This is a genomic window from Paenibacillus koleovorans NBRC 103111 (genome assembly GCF_004000845.1).
Classification (GTDB): Bacteria; Bacillota; Bacilli; order Paenibacillales; family NBRC-103111; genus Paenibacillus_AA; species Paenibacillus_AA koleovorans.
In genome coordinates this window covers 20,315-37,917 of record NZ_BIMA01000006.1, presented here as the reverse complement: position 1 = coordinate 37,917, position 17,603 = coordinate 20,315, and the positions used below count along the sequence as shown (strand labels likewise).

Sequence of the window (17,603 nt, the reverse complement as noted above, 5' to 3'; positions counted from 1 at the left end):
CCACTCACTCCTTATATCGTTATGCTGTCCAAACTACCTTGCCGGCTACCATCGTAAGTACAGGCCAACCTTTTAACTTCCAGCCTGTGAAAGGAGTGTTGCGCCCTTTGCTCAGGAATGTATCCGGATCGACTGCCAACTCGCTGTTCAAATCGATAATCGTTATGTCCGCTTCCGCTCCTACCGCCAGGCGGCCGCTGTTCAGGCCGAACACTTCCGCCGGCTTGACCGTCATCCGGTCGAGCAAGAACTCGAGCGTCCAGCGGCCGGTCTCGACGAACCTCGTGTAGAGCAGCGGGAACGCCGTCTCGAAGCCAACGATGCCGAATGGCGCCAGCTGCATGCCGCGCGCTTTCTCCTCCACGCTATGCGGCGCATGGTCGGTGACGACGATGTCGATCGTGCCGTCCTCGAGCCCTTCAAGCACCGCTTGCACGTCCCTCGGAGTCCGCAGCGGCGGGTTCATTTTCCAGTTCGCATCCATGCTGTCCGGGATATCCTCGTCCGACAGCAGCAGGTGATGCGGGCAAACCTCGGCAGTGACGCGGAAGCCCAGCTGCTTGGCCAGGCGGATCAGCCGGACCGATTGCTCCGTGCTGACGTGACACACATGGTAGTGCACGCCCGTCGCTTCAGCCAGCAGGATGTCGCGGCCAACGTGAATCGCTTCGGACTCGTTCGGGATGCCCTTCAAGCCGTGCTTGCGAGCGAAGGCGCCTTCCGATACGGCGCGGCCTTCGACCAACGTGTTGTCCTCGCAGTGCGCGATGACCGGCATGTCCATCGAGGCGGCCAGCGCCATCGCGTCCTTCATCATCTGGGCGCTCTGCACGCCTACGCCGTCGTCCGTGAAGCCGATCGCGCCGGCTTCCTTGAGCGCCGCGAAGTCGGTCAGCTCGCGGCCGAGCTGGTTCTTCGTGATGCAGGCGTACGGCAGTACCTTGACGATGCCTTCGGTCTGCGCCTTGTCGAGCACGTAGCCCACCGTATCGACCGTGTCTATGACCGGACGCGTGTTCGGCATGCAGGCGATCGTTGTGAAGCCGCCCCGCGCCGCGGAGGCCGTCCCTGTGGCGATCGTTTCCTTGTGCTCGAAGCCCGGCTGCCGCAGGTGCACGTGCATGTCGATCAGACCGGCCGAGACAAGCTTCCCTGTGGCGTCGACCACTTCGTGGCCGTTCGTATCCGGTGTTGCCCCATTCCCCGCACCGGCGTCGCGAATTTCTTGAATGAGGTTATTTTCAATGTACAAGTGCTTCGGTACCGGCTGTCCGCCTCCCGGTTGGGCGACGAGGCCGTTCAGAATCCAAATTCCCATGAGGCCCTCCCTTTATTGCATCGCGCGCTCTACGACCGCCATCCGAATCGGGACGCCGTGAGCCATCTGCGTGAATATTTTGGATTTGTCGCACTCGACCAGCTCGTCGTCGATCTCGACGTTGCGGTTGATCGGCGCCGGATGCATGATGATCGCATGCGGCTGCATGCGGGCTGCTCGCTCGACCGTCAGGCCGTAGTGCTCGCGGTACTCCTCGGCGGAGCTCAGCATCCCCTTCTCGTGGCGCTCCAGCTGCACTCGCAGCATCATGACGACATCGGCCTGCAGCGCCTGCTCCATCTCGACGTAAGGCGCGTAAGCGGCCAGCTCCGGTGCCTGCATATTCTTCGGCGCGCAGAACTGCACTTTGGCGCCCAGCTTGAGCAGTCCCCATAGATTCGATCGGGCGACCCGGCTGTGTTGTATGTCCCCGATGATGGACACCGTCAAGCCGCGAATGTCGCCGAAGTGCTTGCGCATTGTATAGAAGTCGAGCAGCGCTTGGGTCGGATGCTCGTTGTTGCCGTCGCCTGCGTTGATGAGCGGCACTTGGATTTTGGTCGCCAGTTCGGCCAGCAGGCCGATCGGCTTCATGCGGATGACGCCCGCGTCGATCCCCATCGATTCCAGCGTCCGGACCGTGTCATAGATCGACTCGCCCTTCTCGACGCTCGATGCCGCCGCCGCGAAGTTCAGCACCTCGCAGCCAAGCCGCTTCTCCGCCACCTCGAAGGAAAAGCGGGTGCGCGTGCTGTTCTCGAAAAACATGTTGGCTACGAACTTGCCGTTCAAGAGCGGCGTCACTTTGTTCGGCTGCTGCTCCCAGTAGGCGGCCCGATCCAGGATACTGCGAATTTCATCCGGGCCGAGATCCTTCAGCCCGAGCAGATGCCGGTCCACGCTTACGAATGTTTGCGTCATTTGGACTGTCCCCTTTGCTGTAGTATGATGACTTCGTCCATGCCGTCCACTTCCGTGAGACGAACCTCGATTTCCTCCAGCTTGGAGGTGGGCACGTTCTTGCCGACATAATCCGGCCGGATCGGCAGCTCGCGGTGTCCGCGGTCGACCAGCACCGCCAGTTGAATCATGCGCGGTCGTCCCAGGTCCATGATCGCATCCATCGCCGCCCGTACCGTTCGGCCCGTATAGAGCACGTCGTCGAACAGGATGATCGTCTTGTCGCCGATCTCGAGCGGGCTGCCGGCCGGCGCCATCGCACCGGACTGCACCCGCACGACGTCGTCGCGGTAACCCCGCACGTCCAGCTCGTCGACCGGCACCGGGACGCCTTCGATTTCGTGAATGCGCTCCGCGATCCGCTTGGCCAAGTAGATCCCTCGGGTGCGGATGCCGATCAAGCGGCAGTTTTCCACACCCTTATTTTTTTCCAAGATCTCATGCGCAATCCTCGTCAGCGCCCTACGAATCGCCGTTTCGTCGATAATTACATGCTTGTCGGACATCTGGCAGAGCCACCTCCTTGGAGGAATGAAAAAACTCCTTGCCCTGAAGCAAGGAGTTGGCGTATAGAAGGCTGGGCGTCCGCAGGCGGCGAGCTTGTTCGACACAAACCCGGCCTGACCGCAGACGATCTCCGCGCAGGCATGGCGACGCCCAGCAGAGAAGTGCCTTCTATACTTTCTTGACGACTACCTTGCCAGTCTCACAGGACTGACTTAAAGGTGCTTATTTAGCTGAAAGAAATTATCTCACGTTCGACAAAAGTTGTCAATACTTGAGCCGCCCGCAATCTTCGCTTTCCGCATTGCCTGTCCACGCCTTTTTATGCTATAAAAGAGGGTAGATCACCCAATAAAGGAGACTAGTCCTCATGTCTGAAATGAATACAATGGAAGTTATCAATTACATCAAGAACAGCACCAAGAAAACTCCGGTGAAAGTATACCTGAAGGGCCAATTGAGCGAAATCGACTTCGGTACCGAGCTGCAGACGTTCATTACCGGCGGGACCGGCGTCGTATTCGGCGAATGGAAAATCGTCCAAGCCGTTCTGGAGCAAAATAAAGCGTTGATTGAAGACTACGTCGTCGAGAATGACCGCCGCAACTCTGCGATTCCTATGCTCGATCTGAAGGGCATCAACGCTCGCATCGAGCCGGGCGCCGTCATCCGCGACATGGTATCGATCGGTGACAACGCCGTTATCATGATGGGCGCGCTGATCAACATCGGCGCATCGGTCGGCGACGGCACGATGATCGACATGAATGCCGTGCTCGGCGGCCGCGCCAAAGTCGGCAAAATGTGCCACATCGGCGCAGGCGCTGTAGTTGCGGGCGTCATCGAGCCGCCATCCGCTCAGCCTTGCGTGATCGAAGACGACGTGCTGGTCGGCGCCAATGCCGTGATCCTCGAAGGCGTGCGCGTAGGACAAGGGTCTGTTGTAGCGGCTGGCGCCGTCGTCACGAAAGACGTGCCTCCATTCACGGTAGTTGCAGGCGCTCCCGCCCGCGTAATCAAGGAAGTGGACGACAAGACGAAGTCCAAAACCGAGATTCTGCAAGAGCTTCGCCAGCTGTAAGAGACAATATCGAGAAGGCGTCAGTCGTCAGGCTGGCGCCCTCTTTCTAATCGGGGAGGCCTTTTTGTATGACAAGTTCTGTTGCACCTACCTATAATTACATCGATATCCGCAGACAGCTGCACCGTATCCCCGAGCCCGGCTATCAAGAGTTCAAGACGCAGCGGTTGCTTCTTGACCTGATTGCGACATTGCCGCAGGATCGGCTGGAAGTCCATACATGGCGCACAGGCATTCTCGTGAAGGTACATGGTACAGGGACAAGCAAGGACAAGAAGCGCTGTTATGGCTACCGTGCCGATATGGACGGCTTGCCGATCGCGGAAGACACAGGCTACGCCTTCAAGTCCGAGCATCCCGGGTTCATGCATGCCTGCGGCCACGACCTGCACATGACGATCGGCTTCGGCATCTTGGCTAGCTTCGCTCTGCAGCCGATGGCGGACGATCTCGTCGTCGTGTTCCAGCCGGCTGAGGAAGGGCCAGGCGGCGCGCTGCCGATGCGGGAGAGCGAGGAGTTTCGAGAATGGCTGCCGCAACAGATGGTCGCGCTCCATATCGCGCCGGAATATCCGGTCGGCGTCATCGCCACGAAGCCCGGCATTTTGTTCGCCAACACGTCTGAGCTGTTCATCGACTTGACCGGCAAAGGCGGGCATGCCGCATTCCCGCATCTGGCGAACGACATGGTCGTCGCGGCCGCCCATTTCCTCACCCAGATGCAGACGATTGTCGCGCGCAATATCAACCCGCTCGACTCCGCGGTCGTCACCGTAGGCAAAATCGAGAGCGGCACGCGGCAAAATATTATCGCCGAGCGCGCACGTCTCGAGGGTACGATACGGACCTTCTCCGACACGTCGATGAAGCTGGTCAAATCGCGTATCGAAGCGTTGGCACAGGGGATCGAAACCGCCTTTGCATGCAAAGTGGACATCGACTACGGCTCGAATTACATGCAAGTGTACAACAATGAAGCGTTGACGCTGGAGTTCCGCGAGTGGTTGAAGTCCGATGCAGCTAATGTGGAGCGCATCCAATTCGTCGATTGCAGCGCCGCGATGACAGGTGAAGACTTCGGCTATTTCCTCGAGCAAATCCCAGGCTTCCTGTTCTGGCTCGGCGTCGATACGCCATACGGACTCCACCACGCGAAGATCGAGCCTAGCGAGCAAGCGATCGAGCTGGCCATCGACACCGTGTCTCGCTATTTCCGTTGGAAGTCCGAGCAAGCTTAACTGTATAAAAGGGCTATTCCACCCACTGCAAGCCAATCAGCCTGCTCAGGGGAATAGCCCTTTACTATTTTCACACCTTGCTGACGAATCGCTCTAACCGATCCAGCGCTTGAGTCAGCACATCCATGGAATACGCATACGACAACCGCACATATCCTTCGCCATGCACCGAGAATGCATCCCCCGGCACGACGGCGACCCGCTCCTGCTCGAGCAGCTTCATTGCGAATTCCATCGAGCTTGAGCCGTAAGCTTGAATCGAAGGGAACAAATAAATAGCCCCTTCGGGCTTCTCCACCGGCATTCCCATCGCGACCAGTCGACCGTGCATGTAGTCGCGCCGCTTCACATACTCGGCCTTCATCGGTTCCGCGTCATCTAGCCCGTTCGTCAGCGCCTCGACTGCGGCATATTGCGAAATCGAGGTGGCGCAAGTGACGTTGTACTGATGCACCTTGACCATATGCTGGGTCAAATAGGCAGGCGCGAACGTGAAGCCGATCCGCCAGCCTGTCATGGCATGCGATTTGGACAGGCCATTTATGACGATCGTCTTGTCGCGCATGCCGCCAATTGTAGCGATTGACCGATGCCCCAAGCCGTCATACACGAGCTCGCTGTAGATCTCATCCGAGATTACGAACAGCTGCCGATCCTGCAGCAGCGCTGCAATATCCGCCAGCTCCGAGGCGTCCATCACCCGGCCCGTAGGATTGGAAGGATAGCAGAGCACAACCGCGCGCGTCTTGTCCGTCAGCTTCGACCGGATCAGCTCCGCCGTCAGCTTGAACCCCGTCCCCGTCGTATCGGCGTATACAGGAATTCCTCCGCACAGACGGATGATCGGCTCATACCCCGGGTACAACGGACCGGGCAAGATCACCTCGCTGCCGGGCTCAAGAATCGTCCGCAATGTGATGTCGAGCGCCTGACTCGCCCCAGCCGTTACGATCACTTCCGTATCCGGGTTGTAGTCCTGTCCGTACTTCGTACGCACGAACGCAGCCGCCGCCCGACGCAATTCCGGCATTCCCGCATTCGGCGTGTACACCGTGCGGTTCTCGTCCAGCGCTCGTTTCCCTGCGGCAATTATATGAGCGGGCGTCGGAAAGTCAGGCTGCCCGATCGTCAAAGTGAGCGCATCCTTGTAGGTGGCGACCAAGTTCGATATTTTGCGGATGCCCGAAATCTGAATCCCCTGCACGCTGGCATTGACCAGCTGCTCCAGACCGGCAGTTCCTGCATTGTCTGTTGTGCCCATCGCGACTCCTCCTCGTCCTATCTCCCAGCCTACATCGTACGCAATACTTCCAGCAGCTTGACCATGTCGTCCGGCAGCGGCGCTTCGAACTCCAGCTGCTCGCCGGTACGCGGATGCCCGAATCCGAGCACGCCTGCATGCAGTGCCTGCCCTTGCATCCATTTATCGCTGCGCGAGCGCAGCCCGTACACCGGATCGCCTACGAGCGGATGGCCGATGAATTTCAGATGTACCCGAATCTGATGCGTCCTTCCGGTCTCCAGCTTCAGCTGCAGCACCGTGAAATCGCCGATTCGCTCCAGCACGAGGAAATGCGTTACCGCGTGTTTGCTGTTTTTATTGGTCACCGTGTACATTTTACGATCATAAGCATCCCGACCGAGCGGCGCATCAATCGTGCCGTGATCATGCGACACTTTACCGTGCACGATGGCTGTATACACTCGAGCAACCGAATGAGCTTTCAGTTGATCGGCCAGCGACACATGCGCCATATCGTTTTTGGCCGCCATCAGCAATCCCGACGTGTCTTTATCGATCCGATGGACGATGCCCGGCCTTAATTCCCCGTTAATCCCGCTTAAGTCCCTGCAATGGTGCATCAGTGCGTTTACAAGCGTACCCGAGCTATGCCCCGGCGCCGGATGGACAACCATGCCTCGCGCTTTATTCACGACTATAACATCGCTATCTTCGTAAACGACTTCGATTGGAATCGGCTCCGCCGCCAAGTCCTTCCCTACTGCATCCGGAATGTGCAACACGACCGTTTCGCCAGCGGAGAGCTTGTAATTCGGCTTGACCGCAGCACCGTTCACGGTGACATGGCCGCCTTTAATCCATAGCTGCACCTGCGAGCGGGATACTTCCGTCTCTATCGAGTCCGTCACATATTTGTCTATCCGCTCTCCGTCGTCCTCATCGCCAACCCGCCACTCGAGCAGCTCAGGATTGTCCATTTCCGACGATTCCGTCGTCCAGCTCATGCACTTCGCCTCTTCTTTCCTTCCGCCAATCGAGCAGCGTGTCGAGGAATACCAACCCAAACCCGATCACAACCCCCGAATCCGCCACATTGAAAATCGGAAAAATATAATCTACGTCCCAACCCAATATCGAGAAAACAAAATGGCACTGGATAAAGTCCACCACTTCCCCGAACAAGGCGCGGTCAATGTAATTGCCTAATGCCCCGCCCAACGCGAGGCTGAGCGCTACCGGAAGCAGCTTTCTATTCTCCTTGATTACCTTGCGCAAGTACCACACGATCCCGATGATCACGAATGTAGTAATGACGAGAAAAAACAAGCGCTGGTTTTGCAAAATGCTGAATGCCGCGCCTTTATTCCGATGCGACGTAATGGACAAGAAATTGCCCAGCACCGGAATCGTTTCATAAAGCTCCAAGTTGCGGACGATCAGCCACTTCGTAAACTGGTCCAAGACAAGCACCAAGAACGCGTACAAAAAATAAATCATGCCGTTTCCTCCTTCAAGCTATTCCTTGCCACGCGACCGACTTCCCGTCGGCCATCCTTATACTTCCTTCACTAAAAGCGGCGCTCGGCGTAAACCCTAGTAGCATGCGAATAAGCGTCATGATCAGGAAGGAGCCCGACCAACCATGAACCACTTGAACGATGCTGAGCTGCAAGAGCTGCGCGCTACCCTGCGAAACGATCAAGCGGAGCTGCAGCGCCATTTTGATCTGAACGAGCAATACGGCTTGGACGAGTCGCTTGGCCGATCGACCGGCGAACTATCCGCCTACGACAATCACCCGGCCGATCTGGGCAGCGAGCTGTTCGAACGAGGGAAGGACATCGCCCTGGACGACAAAGCGCGCCACGAGCTAGAGCAAATCGATCAAGCGCTCGATCGAATCGATCGGGAGCAATACGGTGTCTGCTCCGCATGCGGAGAGCCGATTCCATTCGAACGATTGCTTGCCGTTCCGACAACGACGGAATGTGTCGCTCACGCGGCGGAGCATATGCCATTCGCCCATGCCCGTCCTGTCGAAGAGCAGGTAATGGAGCATCCCTTCGGTCGGAACAGCTTCGATGAGCGGGACGAGGAAACCGAGTTCGACGGCGAAGACGCCTGGCAAATCGTCGAAAGCTGGGGAACGTCCAACACGCCTGCTATGTCGGAAGATCCGCACGTATCCGATTATAACGAGATGTACATCGAAGCAAGCGAGCAGGAAGGATATGTGGAATCGCTCGAGAGCTTCCTGGCGACCGACATCTATGGCGGCAACGTAACTATAGTGCGCAACCGGGCGTATCAAGACTACATGGATCATCAGGAGGGCGAACCGCTGCTCGAGCCTTAAAACGCCCGGCCTTCCAGCTGCACCTGAACGATTTTCACAATATCTGCAATAAAATCGCCGATAATCGGCAGGTTGAGCGCTCCCAGTATGCGCAGTATGTACAAAATGGTCGCCGCAAATACCGTAAACCCGATCGCGATGCCTACTCCGCGTGCGATACCGGTTACCATATTGATGATAATCAACCGCTTCGGTTTGTTCAACATCATCACGTAGTCGGCGATCTGGGTTTTCTCCATCTGGTCGGCGATTTTCACCAACCGTTCGTTCAAGCTGGACAGCTGCTCGTTGTCCAGCTTTTCCTCGTGCCGTCCGATTGTTTGCTCCACGGTACCCGCTCCTTAGGAAAGTCTCCACTTAGTTATAACCGTCCGGGACGAGGATCATACGATTGGGTTTACATGGCAAGTCCTGTTCGGGAAGAAAGAAAGCTCCCCGCCCGCTATGGACGAGAAGCCTCTAGGCCGTTATTTGCTCTCTCGATGCGAACTTGGGCCGGCTATTCGAGCACGGTTTCTTTCTCTTTCGGGCTGAGCGTATCCCAGGAATCGCCCCGCAGCATCTCGAGCTGAGCCTCAACGAGCGTCCGGAATCGAGTTCGATAGATGGAAGCCTGCTTCTTCAGCTCCTCGATCTCCATCGACACCTTACGCGACTTGGCCAGCGATTCGTTGATGATCCGATCCGCGTTTTTCTCCGCTTCCTTCACGATCAGCTGCGCTTCTTTCTTGGAGTTGCTGCGCACCTCATCGGCCGCTTCCTGGGCGACAATAATGGTTTTGCTCAGCGTCTCTTCGATATTCGAGAAATGGTTCAAGCGCTCTTGAAGCCCTTGCAATTGATTTTGCAATTCTTTATTTTCTCGGAGCATCGACTCATAATCCTTAATCACTTGATCGAGGAATTCGTTGACCTCGTCTACGTCATAGCCGCGTACTCGTTTGCTGAATTCCTTATTATGTATGTCCAATGGCGTTAAAGGCATTGGTGCACCTCCTGAAATTTGAGAGACTTCTCTTGCTGCCGAACGCTCTCCTCATCTTGTACCATTCGACGCCATGGAGCAAAATCCTGCACGCCCTCTACACGTATTTCCCAATTTTCAACCGGATTCGACCTTTCTTCGTCTCGCCTTCGACATCCAATACTCGGAATCGTCCGAACCCTTGAAACGAAACGACGTCGCCTGCCTTAAGCGATTTGCTCGGATCTTCTTCGACCTTCCAATTGATCCGGCAACGGCCGTTCTTGATCGGCGGCAGCACCTTGGCTCTACTGAGCCGGTATACGTCGCTTACTATGCCGTCCATTCGCATCGAGGCAACCGAAAGACCCATCTCCTCATACGACTGCACGACCGGCTCCAACGCCGAGATCGGCAGCAATTCCGTGCGAACGTGAGCCCTGCCCACTTGCTGCAGCTGCATGCGGAAAAAATCGGACACTTCCGTCGCCAGCACTACATGACATTGCCGTTCTTTAACATGCAGGTCGCCGATTCGGTCGCGCTTGAGACCGACCCCAAGCAGAGCGCCCAGGAAGTCGCCATGCTCCAGTGAGCCGAATTGCGGATCCTCCGAGGTGATCGCCAGCAGCGACAGTTGGAAGTCGGCTTCTTGCGGTGCCTTGTATTCCGGAGCGATCCACGCGCGTTTGCGCTCTGCCCCAACGTAGCCCCCGAACAGCTGCACTTGCGCGTCGGAATGCCGATTGGCGAGCATGGTCAGGATGTGAGCTTGCCGCGGATCAAGGAAATCCGATAGCTTCACCGTATGGCGCTCGCCTGCTCGCTCCAGCCAATCCAACGCTTTATCGACGAAATGATGCTCGTCGGAATGAAAATGACTATAGAAATCGCGGTCCGTCATATCGTCTCAGCCAGCCGCTACACGAATACGCCGAGCAGCCAGCCGACAATGGTATTGATCCCCATTACAACGAATCGAAGCGCAATCAAGGCAACGATTGGGGAGATGTCGATCATGCCGGCAATCGGCGGGATCAGTCTCCGGAACGGGCTCAAGTACGGATCGACCAGCTTGCCGAGCATTTCGCCGATGAAGCTTTCCCGAGCGCTAGGCAGCCAAGAGAGCAGGACGTAAGCGATAATTAGATATTGGTAAATAACACCCAGTTGGGAGATATAGCCTTGAATCGATGCAATGGTAAATTCGTCCAACACGGTCACCTCGATTTTCTGTATTCTTCCTCTTGTTCAAGCATTTCCGAAATGGCGCCTTGAATTTCAACGGAATCCGGCGTACACAGAAAAATATTCGGACCGAGCTTGGAAATGCTGCCATTCAGCGCATATACCGTACCGCTCAAGAAATCTACGATGCGGATCGCTTGATCGGGTCTGACGCGTTGCAGATTGACGACGGTCGGACGGCGCGAACGCAGGTGATCGGCTATTTCTTGCGTTTCTTCGTACGAACGCGGCTCGCACAGGACTACCCGGGTGTTACGCTGGGAATGAATGCTCACAATGTTCCCTTTTGTTTTACGCGAATCGGACGCAACGGTTTCATGCTCATCCGTGGTATCCTCCACAACTCGCTCCCGCTCGACTACTTCTTCTTCATCCTGCAAACCGACAAAGTTTAAAAATCGATTCATTACGCCCATCGTTATTCCTCCTCGGTTATCTCTTTGCCTACCAGAACGGTGCCCAATCGCACCATCGTCGCCCCCTCCTCGATCGCCACCTCGAAATCATTCGACATGCCCATCGACAGGTGGGGCGCTGCTTCCTTCAAAATCCCGCTCGCATTCAGCTTATCTCTCCATTCGCGGAGCGCTCGAAACACAGGGCGGGTATGCTCCGCTTCCATCTCGTACGGGGCCATCGTCATCAAGCCCGCAACATGCAGTCTCGGCATCTCGCGGAGCTGTTCCGCAAATTCGAGCAGCCGATCCGGCGCCATGCCGTACTTCGTCTCCTCGCCGGAGACGTTCAGTTGGATCAGGCATTGGACGCGGTCGATGCCCCGTTTTGCCGCCTGACGCTCGAGCTCCGTCGCTAGCGACAGCCTGTCCAGCGAGTGGATGTACTCGAACTTGCCGATGACATCCTTCACTTTGTTCGTCTGCAAGTGGCCGATAAAATGCCAGACGCCGGAAGCGCCAAGCGCCTCCCACTTCGGCTGCACATCCTGCCAGCGATTCTCGCCGATATGTAAAAGTCCTAGCTGCATGGCCAAACGGGTCGTCTCCAGCGAGACGTATTTCGTAACGGCGATCGCTTGCACGTCACTGCGACTGCGACCGCTGCGCCGGCAAGCCGCGGCGATGTGCTCTTCCACGTTCTGAATCCGCACTTCCATCGGGGTCAAACTCATCGTTGTTCTATCCTCTCTCCTGGGCCTTCACACGCTTGTCAGGTCTATGCCAATCCATGCAGCCATCCGCCCGGTACGGCCATGCTCCTTCCGATGGGAATAGAACGCGTCCGTCCGACAGCTGGTACACAAACCACATATTTCGATATGGATCGGCATAATTCCTGCTTTTATCATAATTTGTCCATTTAATTGTTGCAAGTTCAGCCGATATTTGCCCGCCCGTTCGCGATCCGGGACGAGGAACCGGATTTCCTGCTCCGCCATTTCCATTCGTTCTAACGCTTCGCGCACCGGCTTGGCGACCGCATCGTCCACCTCATAGCAGCAGGCGCCGATGGAGGGGCCGACTGCAGCCAACATCCGCTCGGGGCGGCTGCCGAAAGCGGAGGTCATCGCTTCAACCGTTTCTTCGGCAATTTGCAGCACCGTGCCTTTCCAGCCGGCATGGGCCAGACCTACCGCTTTATGTTCAGGGTCGAAGAAATATAGCGGCACGCAATCCGCGAAAAAAGCGGTCAACCAGATGCCCGGCTCCTGCGTGATCAGCGCATCGGTCGCTTGCAGCGCATCCTCGCGCGTCAGCCGGCCGCGGCCGCGTTGCTGCGCTGTCACGAGCGCCACCCGGTTGCCGTGCACCTGCTCGGCGCATGTCCAAGCCTCGACCGGGATCCCGAGCGTGTCGGCGAAAGCCGCACGGTTGGCGATCACATGCTGCGGCTCGTCCTGGACGTGAAGCGCACAATTCATCGAAGCCAGCGGTCCGGTGCTGATTCCGCCGTGACGGGACGTGATGCCTGCGCTTATATAGGGAAACCGTTGTTGCCAATCCGCGATCTGATAACCGGCGGGTTTGCCGGCGATTGAGGTTTCTGCGAATGCCTCTTGTTGATTTCTACTCGTATTGTTGGCGCTGTTGCTGCTGCTCATTGGCTTGTCCACTCCTCAGATAGTACGTACTATGTATAGGTTGATGGCCGGTCAGGCAAGCGAACCTCCTGCTCCCGGGAGCCGCCTGCCTTGCCCTGACACCATGTTTATCGATAGGATCGATTGTACTCCTGCTGCGGTTCTCCTTCTTCTACTGCCCGATACGACCTGGCATCGTCCAACTTCACGAGCACGACGTCCATGCCGATCTTCACAATGTTGCGCCAGGGGATGACGACATCCGTCCCGTTGCCGAAAAATCCGAAAAACTTGCCGCTGTTCGGAACGACGATCGAATCGATGCGTCCTTGCCGGAGATCAAGCTCCAGGTCGCTGATTTGGCCCAGCTTTTTCCCATCCACGATATTGATGACGTCCTTGGACTGAAAATCTGAAATTTTCACGAAGCATCACCCGAGATCGCCAGAAGTTAGGCCAAGCAAGCCTGCGTTAGCGCCCATGCCTACAGTTCCCATTATATGACGGGGGCGCAGGAAATGTCCTGCCGCAGGGACGAAGATTCACTTTTTTTGTTGAAAATAAAAAGGCTTGACCGAATATCGGCCAAGCCCATCTGTTGTTCTACTGTTGGACTAAGTCTTGACATGCTTCTGCATTTGGGAGATCGCCGATTTCTCCAGCCGCGACACTTGCGCTTGCGAGATGCCGATTTCGTCGGCTACCTCCATCTGCGTTTTGCCCTCGAAGAAGCGCATCGACAATATCATTTTCTCCCGGTCGTTCAGCTTCCGCATCGCTTCCCGCAGCGCAATCCCTTCGATCCAGGAAATGTCCTTGTTCCGCTCGTCGCTAATCTGGTCCATCACGTAGATCGGATCGCCGCCATCGTGATAGATCGGTTCGAACAACGATACCGGATCCTGGATCGCATCGAGCGCGAACACGACGTCTTCCTTGGGCACGTTGAGCGCTTCGGATATTTCGTAAATCGACGGCTCTCGAGAGTTCGAGTTCGTCAGACTGTCCCGTACCTGCAGCGCCTTATAGGCGATATCCCGCAGCGAACGCGACACCCGGATCGGGTTGTTGTCCCGCAAGTAGCGGCGTATTTCTCCGATAATCATCGGGACCGCATACGTGGAAAATTTGACATTCTGGCTCAGGTCGAAGTTGTCGATCGCCTTCATGAGGCCGATGCAGCCGACCTGGAACAGATCGTCCACGAATTCGCCCCGATTGTTGAACCGTTGGATGACGCTCAGCACCAGCCTCAGGTTCCCGTTCACCAATTTCTCTCTTGCCGTTCGCTCCTTGTTATTTTGAAGCCGTACGAACAGCTCGCGCATTTCGGCGTTCGTCAGTACGGGAAGTTTCGAAGTATCAACACCACAGATCTCCACTTTATTTCGGGTCATCGTGCAACTACCTCCCAAGGAGCAACATTATTGTACATTATCTCCTTGGAAAGTTTTTTTATGCGCTTGTCGAGGCCCGCACGAGGTGTCCGAGGCGTTATGAAAACGGTGTCTTAGGCGCGCCGCAAAGCTTACACCATCTTGTTAAATTCCTTGCGAAGCCGCTTGATGATGCGTTTCTCGAGCCGCGATATGTACGATTGGGAGATGCCGAGCATGTCGGCGACATCCTTCTGCGTCTTCTCTTCCCCGTCCTGCAAGCCGAATCGCAGCTCCATGATGATGCGTTCCCGTTCGGAAAGCTTGTCAAGCGCCTTGTGCAGCAGCTTGCGGTCGACTTGCTCCTCAATGTTGCGATAGATCGTATCGTTCTCGGTGCCGAGCACATCGGAGAGCAGCAGCTCATTGCCGTCCCAATCGATATTAAGCGGTTCGTCGAACGAGACCTCGGTCCGCAACTTGCTGTTGCGGCGCAGGTACATCAGAATCTCATTCTCGATGCAGCGCGAGGCGTATGTAGCGAGCTTGATTTTTTTCTCCGGATCGAACGTATTGACCGCCTTGATGAGGCCGATCGCGCCGATAGAGACCAGATCCTCGATATTGATGCCCGTGTTCTCGAACTTGCGCGCAATGTAGACGACCAAACGCAGGTTGCGCTCGATGAGCATCGCCCGGATCGCCGAATCGCCGGAGGGCAGCTTCTCGAGCAAATACTCCTCTTCCTCTCGCGTAAGCGGCGGCGGTAGCGCTTCACTGCCTCCGATATAGTAGATTTCCTCGCTCTTCAGCCCCAGCAGGAACATGAAGCGATAGTAATACAGATTCATCATCAGTTTCCATTTGACCAGCATCGGGTACCCTCCTGATTACGGCCAGCGCAAGGTTGGCATTCTCATAAAATTGTGGTGAAGCGGCTTCGGTCTGTCAAACGTCCATTTGTACGAGCGTCGGATGCAGGATCGCTTGATACGACCCGTCCGCACTCAGCTTGCCCCCGTCCAATCCGACCAGCACTTTGCTGTTCACGATCTCGTTGTCGGAATAGGAGACGACGACTTTGTCGGGCTTCACCGCGAGCATGAATTGCGTGCCCCGGTTCACCCCTCGGTACGGCACGAGCCGCAGCCGGTCCTGCCACTCCCATTCGCCCTCGTCGATCGACGCGATCAACTGGTCGACCTCCGACTGCCGGATGCGCTTCATCCATTCCGGCGGGAGCAGCTCCCGCCACTGGTCGGCCTCCAGCACCATAACCGGCGTCCGAGTAAGCGGGTCGTATAGTTGGTTGCCCGTATCCAAGAGTCCGGTGCATTGCGACTCGAACTCCCCGATCTGGATGCGGACCTGGGCCAAATATTGCGTCATCGCCTGCCGCCGGCGCATAGAAGTGAATACCGTCCGGTAAAACCAGATCATGAAGGTCAGCCCGATCGCCGTGAACCAGAATCCGATCTGCATCGTGTAGCCGATGCCCCCGGTCCGCGTGACGAGAATGCCGTTCATCACCTCGCTGGACGTCTGCGTGAAGTAGTAGAGCGCAAAGATGCCGCCGGCCACCGCGAAATTGATCAAATAGAACGTGCCGATATTGCGAAGAAACGCTTGCATGCTTCCGAATCCGAAAGCTAGGACGAGCATGACTACAGAAAGTAAGCATTTCGCCGCAATCGTGAACATAAAGGATAAGGAAGGGATCCACATCAACAGGACGTAGGACGCACCCAAGGCGGCGGATAGTCCCAAGCGCCACAGCTTGACAGGCAGCTTGCGGGTCCAGGCCGTCATATACAGGATGACGCCGTCCACGAACAGGTTGATGAGGAAGATGAGATCCAAGTAAACGACCAAGATCGGTTCCTCCGCTTCCTGCTACTCCATCGTAAATGTGCAGCGCTGTCCGACACCGGCGTATGTTGGTCGTCCCGACAAGGCAAGATGTCTATCGGGGCGACGAATGAGTTTAGTATATAGTAAGCCTATTCCAAAGTCTGTCTAAACTTGTCAGTGCTTTGCATCTAATTTTGGCGAATTTTCCGTATGTTTGCGGGGGACAAGCAGCGGGTTTGAGAGGCTCGATAGAAACAAAAAAAGCCGCAGGGTGGCCCCTACAGCATCTTGGTAGACTCTATTATCGTCCGCCCGGATTGTTCTTGCCGCGGTTGCGCAGGAACGTCGGGATGTCCAGCTGGTCACCGGATGGAGGAGCGCCGAACGGCTTGAGCGGATTCGCGTACTTCTCCGCCGGCTCCTGGTGGCTGACGCCGCTTGGACGGCGCGTTTGTTGAATAGGCGCAGCGGCACGGTGCTCAAAGCCTGTCGCGATAACCGTCACGACAATCTCGTCGGTGAGGTTCTCATCAATGCCGGCACCGAAGATCATGTTCACTTCCGGATCGGATGCGGAGAATACGATGTCGGCCGCCTCGTTCACTTCGTAGAGGCTCAGGTTCACGCCGCCGGTGATGTTCATCAACACGCCGCGCGCGCCGTCAATCGAAGTCTCAAGCAGCGGGCTCATGATCGCCATCTTGGCCGCTTCGGCCGCACGGTTCTCGCCTTTCGCCGTGCCGATGCCCATCAAAGCCGAGCCGCGCTCGGTCATGATCGTCTTCACGTCGGCGAAGTCGAGGTTGATCAATCCAGGCACGGCAATAAGGTCGGAGATGCCTTTTACACCCTGACGCAAAATATTGTCTGCATGACTAAACGCTTCTAGCATCGGCGTCTTCTTGTCGATAATCTCAAGCAAACGATCGTTCGGAATGACGATCAGCGTATCCACTTTTTCCTTCAGCGCTTGGATGCCGGCATCGGCTTGTCCTGCACGTTTGCGCCCTTCGAACGTAAATGGACGCGTCACGACGCCAACCGTAAGGGCGCCGCATTCCTTCGCAATCTCGGCAATGACTGGCGCTGCTCCGGTACCGGTACCGCCGCCCATACCCGCGGTCACAAACACCATGTCGGTGCCTTTAAGCGCATCAATAATTTGTTGCCGGGACTCCTCCGCCGCCTTCTTGCCTACTTCCGGATTCGCTCCGGCGCCAAGACCGCGGGTCAGCTTGTCGCCTAGCTGCAGCTTCTGCGTCGATTTGGCGGCATTCAAAGCTTGCGCGTCGGTATTCGCCGTGATGAAGTCGACTCCCTTCACCCCGAACTCTATCATACGGTTGACCGCGTTACTGCCACCTCCGCCCACGCCGATCACCTTAATTTTGGCCAATTGATCCGTGTCCATGTCGAATTCAAACAT

Annotated in this window: 21 protein-coding genes; 3 read left to right on the top strand and 18 right to left on the bottom strand. The window is 56.5% G+C overall.

What is annotated here, in order from left to right; all coding sequences use genetic code 11:
• Positions 1-19: 19 nt before the first annotated feature.
• From pyrC to pyrR, 3 genes are read right to left on the bottom strand one after another with little or no spacing between them, the layout of a single operon-like run.
• Positions 20-1,318, bottom strand: a complete 1,299-nt coding sequence (pyrC, locus tag PKO02S_RS03265) for a dihydroorotase (RefSeq protein WP_127579661.1) — start codon at positions 1,316-1,318, stop codon at positions 20-22.
• A 12-nt stretch (positions 1,319-1,330) separates the two neighbouring features.
• Complete coding sequence (locus PKO02S_RS03260) at positions 1,331-2,239, bottom strand: aspartate carbamoyltransferase catalytic subunit (protein ID WP_127579660.1); 909 nt, start codon at positions 2,237-2,239, stop codon at positions 1,331-1,333.
• On the bottom strand, positions 2,236-2,784 hold the full coding sequence (gene pyrR, locus PKO02S_RS03255; RefSeq protein ID WP_127579659.1) for a bifunctional pyr operon transcriptional regulator/uracil phosphoribosyltransferase PyrR: 549 nt from the start codon (positions 2,782-2,784) through the stop codon (positions 2,236-2,238). Before pyrR ends, PKO02S_RS03260 begins: the two co-directional genes overlap by 4 nt.
• Before the next feature lie 368 nt (positions 2,785-3,152).
• On the opposite strand from pyrR, the gene dapD reads away from it, so the two are divergent.
• The gene (gene dapD / locus PKO02S_RS03250) at positions 3,153-3,863 is read left to right on the top strand and encodes a 2,3,4,5-tetrahydropyridine-2,6-dicarboxylate N-acetyltransferase (protein ID WP_127579658.1); all 711 of its coding nucleotides are present in this window, start codon (positions 3,153-3,155) and stop codon (positions 3,861-3,863) included.
• Positions 3,864-3,931: 68 nt separating this feature from the next.
• Positions 3,932-5,101 (top strand): N-acetyldiaminopimelate deacetylase, encoded by a 1,170-nt coding sequence (locus PKO02S_RS03245; RefSeq protein WP_127579657.1) that lies wholly within the window; start codon positions 3,932-3,934, stop codon positions 5,099-5,101.
• A 70-nt stretch (positions 5,102-5,171) separates the two neighbouring features.
• Here the strand turns inward: PKO02S_RS03245 and PKO02S_RS03240 are convergent, their stop codons facing one another.
• The 3 genes from PKO02S_RS03240 to lspA form a co-directional block, all read right to left on the bottom strand.
• A complete protein-coding gene (locus PKO02S_RS03240) occupies positions 5,172-6,329 on the bottom strand; it encodes an aminotransferase A (protein ID WP_174819872.1) in 1,158 nt (385 codons plus the stop codon).
• Between the two features lie 62 nt (positions 6,330-6,391).
• Complete coding sequence (locus PKO02S_RS03235) at positions 6,392-7,348, bottom strand: RluA family pseudouridine synthase (RefSeq protein ID WP_127579655.1); 957 nt, start codon at positions 7,346-7,348, stop codon at positions 6,392-6,394.
• Positions 7,308-7,841 carry a signal peptidase II gene (gene lspA, locus PKO02S_RS03230; protein WP_127579654.1) on the bottom strand — a complete coding sequence of 178 codons (534 nt, stop codon included), beginning with the start codon at positions 7,839-7,841 and terminating at the stop codon, positions 7,308-7,310. The genes PKO02S_RS03235 and lspA overlap by 41 nt, the downstream gene beginning before the upstream one ends.
• Before the next feature lie 145 nt (positions 7,842-7,986).
• Between lspA and PKO02S_RS03225 the strand changes: the two genes are divergently transcribed.
• Positions 7,987-8,700: a TraR/DksA C4-type zinc finger protein gene (locus PKO02S_RS03225; protein WP_127579653.1), complete on the top strand. Its 714-nt coding sequence runs from the start codon at positions 7,987-7,989 to the stop codon at positions 8,698-8,700.
• Here the strand turns inward: PKO02S_RS03225 and PKO02S_RS03220 are convergent.
• From PKO02S_RS03220 to ftsZ, 12 genes are all read right to left on the bottom strand, one after another.
• The gene (locus PKO02S_RS03220; protein ID WP_373865184.1) at positions 8,697-8,996 is read right to left on the bottom strand and encodes a DUF5665 domain-containing protein; all 300 of its coding nucleotides are present in this window, start codon (positions 8,994-8,996) and stop codon (positions 8,697-8,699) included. The genes PKO02S_RS03225 and PKO02S_RS03220 overlap by 4 nt on opposite strands.
• A gap of 203 nt (positions 8,997-9,199) precedes the next feature.
• Positions 9,200-9,685, bottom strand: a complete 486-nt coding sequence (locus tag PKO02S_RS03215) for a DivIVA domain-containing protein (protein ID WP_127579652.1) — start codon at positions 9,683-9,685, stop codon at positions 9,200-9,202.
• A gap of 97 nt (positions 9,686-9,782) precedes the next feature.
• Entirely contained in the window at positions 9,783-10,568 is a 786-nt protein-coding gene (locus PKO02S_RS03210; protein ID WP_127579651.1) for a YlmH family RNA-binding protein, read from the bottom strand.
• 17 nt (positions 10,569-10,585) lie between these two features.
• The gene (locus PKO02S_RS03205) at positions 10,586-10,879 is read right to left on the bottom strand and encodes a YggT family protein (protein WP_127579650.1); all 294 of its coding nucleotides are present in this window, start codon (positions 10,877-10,879) and stop codon (positions 10,586-10,588) included.
• Positions 10,880-10,884: 5 nt separating this feature from the next.
• Positions 10,885-11,328 carry a cell division protein SepF gene (locus PKO02S_RS03200; RefSeq protein WP_127579649.1) on the bottom strand — a complete coding sequence of 148 codons (444 nt, stop codon included), beginning with the start codon at positions 11,326-11,328 and terminating at the stop codon, positions 10,885-10,887.
• A 2-nt stretch (positions 11,329-11,330) separates the two neighbouring features.
• The gene (locus tag PKO02S_RS03195) at positions 11,331-12,041 is read right to left on the bottom strand and encodes a YggS family pyridoxal phosphate-dependent enzyme (protein ID WP_127579648.1); all 711 of its coding nucleotides are present in this window, start codon (positions 12,039-12,041) and stop codon (positions 11,331-11,333) included.
• Between the two features lie 27 nt (positions 12,042-12,068).
• Positions 12,069-12,971 (bottom strand): peptidoglycan editing factor PgeF, encoded by a 903-nt coding sequence (gene pgeF / locus PKO02S_RS03190; RefSeq protein ID WP_127579647.1) that lies wholly within the window; start codon positions 12,969-12,971, stop codon positions 12,069-12,071.
• 107 nt (positions 12,972-13,078) lie between these two features.
• Positions 13,079-13,375, bottom strand: coding sequence for a YlmC/YmxH family sporulation protein (locus tag PKO02S_RS03185; protein ID WP_127579646.1), 297 nt, complete (start codon positions 13,373-13,375; stop codon positions 13,079-13,081).
• Between the two features lie 189 nt (positions 13,376-13,564).
• Positions 13,565-14,347, bottom strand: coding sequence for an RNA polymerase sporulation sigma factor SigG (sigG, locus tag PKO02S_RS03180; protein ID WP_127579645.1), 783 nt, complete (start codon positions 14,345-14,347; stop codon positions 13,565-13,567).
• 131 nt (positions 14,348-14,478) lie between these two features.
• A complete protein-coding gene (gene sigE / locus PKO02S_RS03175; protein WP_127579644.1) occupies positions 14,479-15,201 on the bottom strand; it encodes an RNA polymerase sporulation sigma factor SigE in 723 nt (240 codons plus the stop codon).
• Positions 15,202-15,274: 73 nt separating this feature from the next.
• Entirely contained in the window at positions 15,275-16,198 is a 924-nt protein-coding gene (gene spoIIGA, locus PKO02S_RS03170) for a sigma-E processing peptidase SpoIIGA (protein WP_127579643.1), read from the bottom strand.
• Positions 16,199-16,478: 280 nt separating this feature from the next.
• Positions 16,479-17,603: a cell division protein FtsZ gene (gene ftsZ, locus PKO02S_RS03165; protein ID WP_127579642.1), complete on the bottom strand. Its 1,125-nt coding sequence runs from the start codon at positions 17,601-17,603 to the stop codon at positions 16,479-16,481.

Coding starts and splice junctions, on each gene's coding strand:
- PKO02S_RS03235 (WP_127579655.1), bottom strand. CDS start 7,348: ATGAGCTGGACGACGGAATCGTCGGAAATGGACAATCCTGAGCTGCTC.
- pgeF (WP_127579647.1), bottom strand. CDS start 12,971: ATGAGCAGCAGCAACAGCGCCAACAATACGAGTAGAAATCAACAAGAG.
- PKO02S_RS03225 (WP_127579653.1), top strand. CDS start 7,987: ATGAACCACTTGAACGATGCTGAGCTGCAAGAGCTGCGCGCTACCCTG.
- PKO02S_RS03215 (WP_127579652.1), bottom strand. CDS start 9,685: ATGCCTTTAACGCCATTGGACATACATAATAAGGAATTCAGCAAACGA.
- PKO02S_RS03195 (WP_127579648.1), bottom strand. CDS start 12,041: ATGAGTTTGACCCCGATGGAAGTGCGGATTCAGAACGTGGAAGAGCAC.
- sigE (WP_127579644.1), bottom strand. CDS start 15,201: ATGCTGGTCAAATGGAAACTGATGATGAATCTGTATTACTATCGCTTC.
- ftsZ (WP_127579642.1), bottom strand. CDS start 17,603: ATGTTTGAATTCGACATGGACACGGATCAATTGGCCAAAATTAAGGTG.
- PKO02S_RS03210 (WP_127579651.1), bottom strand. CDS start 10,568: ATGACGGACCGCGATTTCTATAGTCATTTTCATTCCGACGAGCATCAT.
- pyrR (WP_127579659.1), bottom strand. CDS start 2,784: ATGTCCGACAAGCATGTAATTATCGACGAAACGGCGATTCGTAGGGCG.
- dapD (WP_127579658.1), top strand. CDS start 3,153: ATGTCTGAAATGAATACAATGGAAGTTATCAATTACATCAAGAACAGC.
- PKO02S_RS03200 (WP_127579649.1), bottom strand. CDS start 11,328: ATGGGCGTAATGAATCGATTTTTAAACTTTGTCGGTTTGCAGGATGAA.
- lspA (WP_127579654.1), bottom strand. CDS start 7,841: ATGATTTATTTTTTGTACGCGTTCTTGGTGCTTGTCTTGGACCAGTTT.
- PKO02S_RS03245 (WP_127579657.1), top strand. CDS start 3,932: ATGACAAGTTCTGTTGCACCTACCTATAATTACATCGATATCCGCAGA.
- pyrC (WP_127579661.1), bottom strand. CDS start 1,318: ATGGGAATTTGGATTCTGAACGGCCTCGTCGCCCAACCGGGAGGCGGA.
- PKO02S_RS03260 (WP_127579660.1), bottom strand. CDS start 2,239: ATGACGCAAACATTCGTAAGCGTGGACCGGCATCTGCTCGGGCTGAAG.
- sigG (WP_127579645.1), bottom strand. CDS start 14,347: ATGACCCGAAATAAAGTGGAGATCTGTGGTGTTGATACTTCGAAACTT.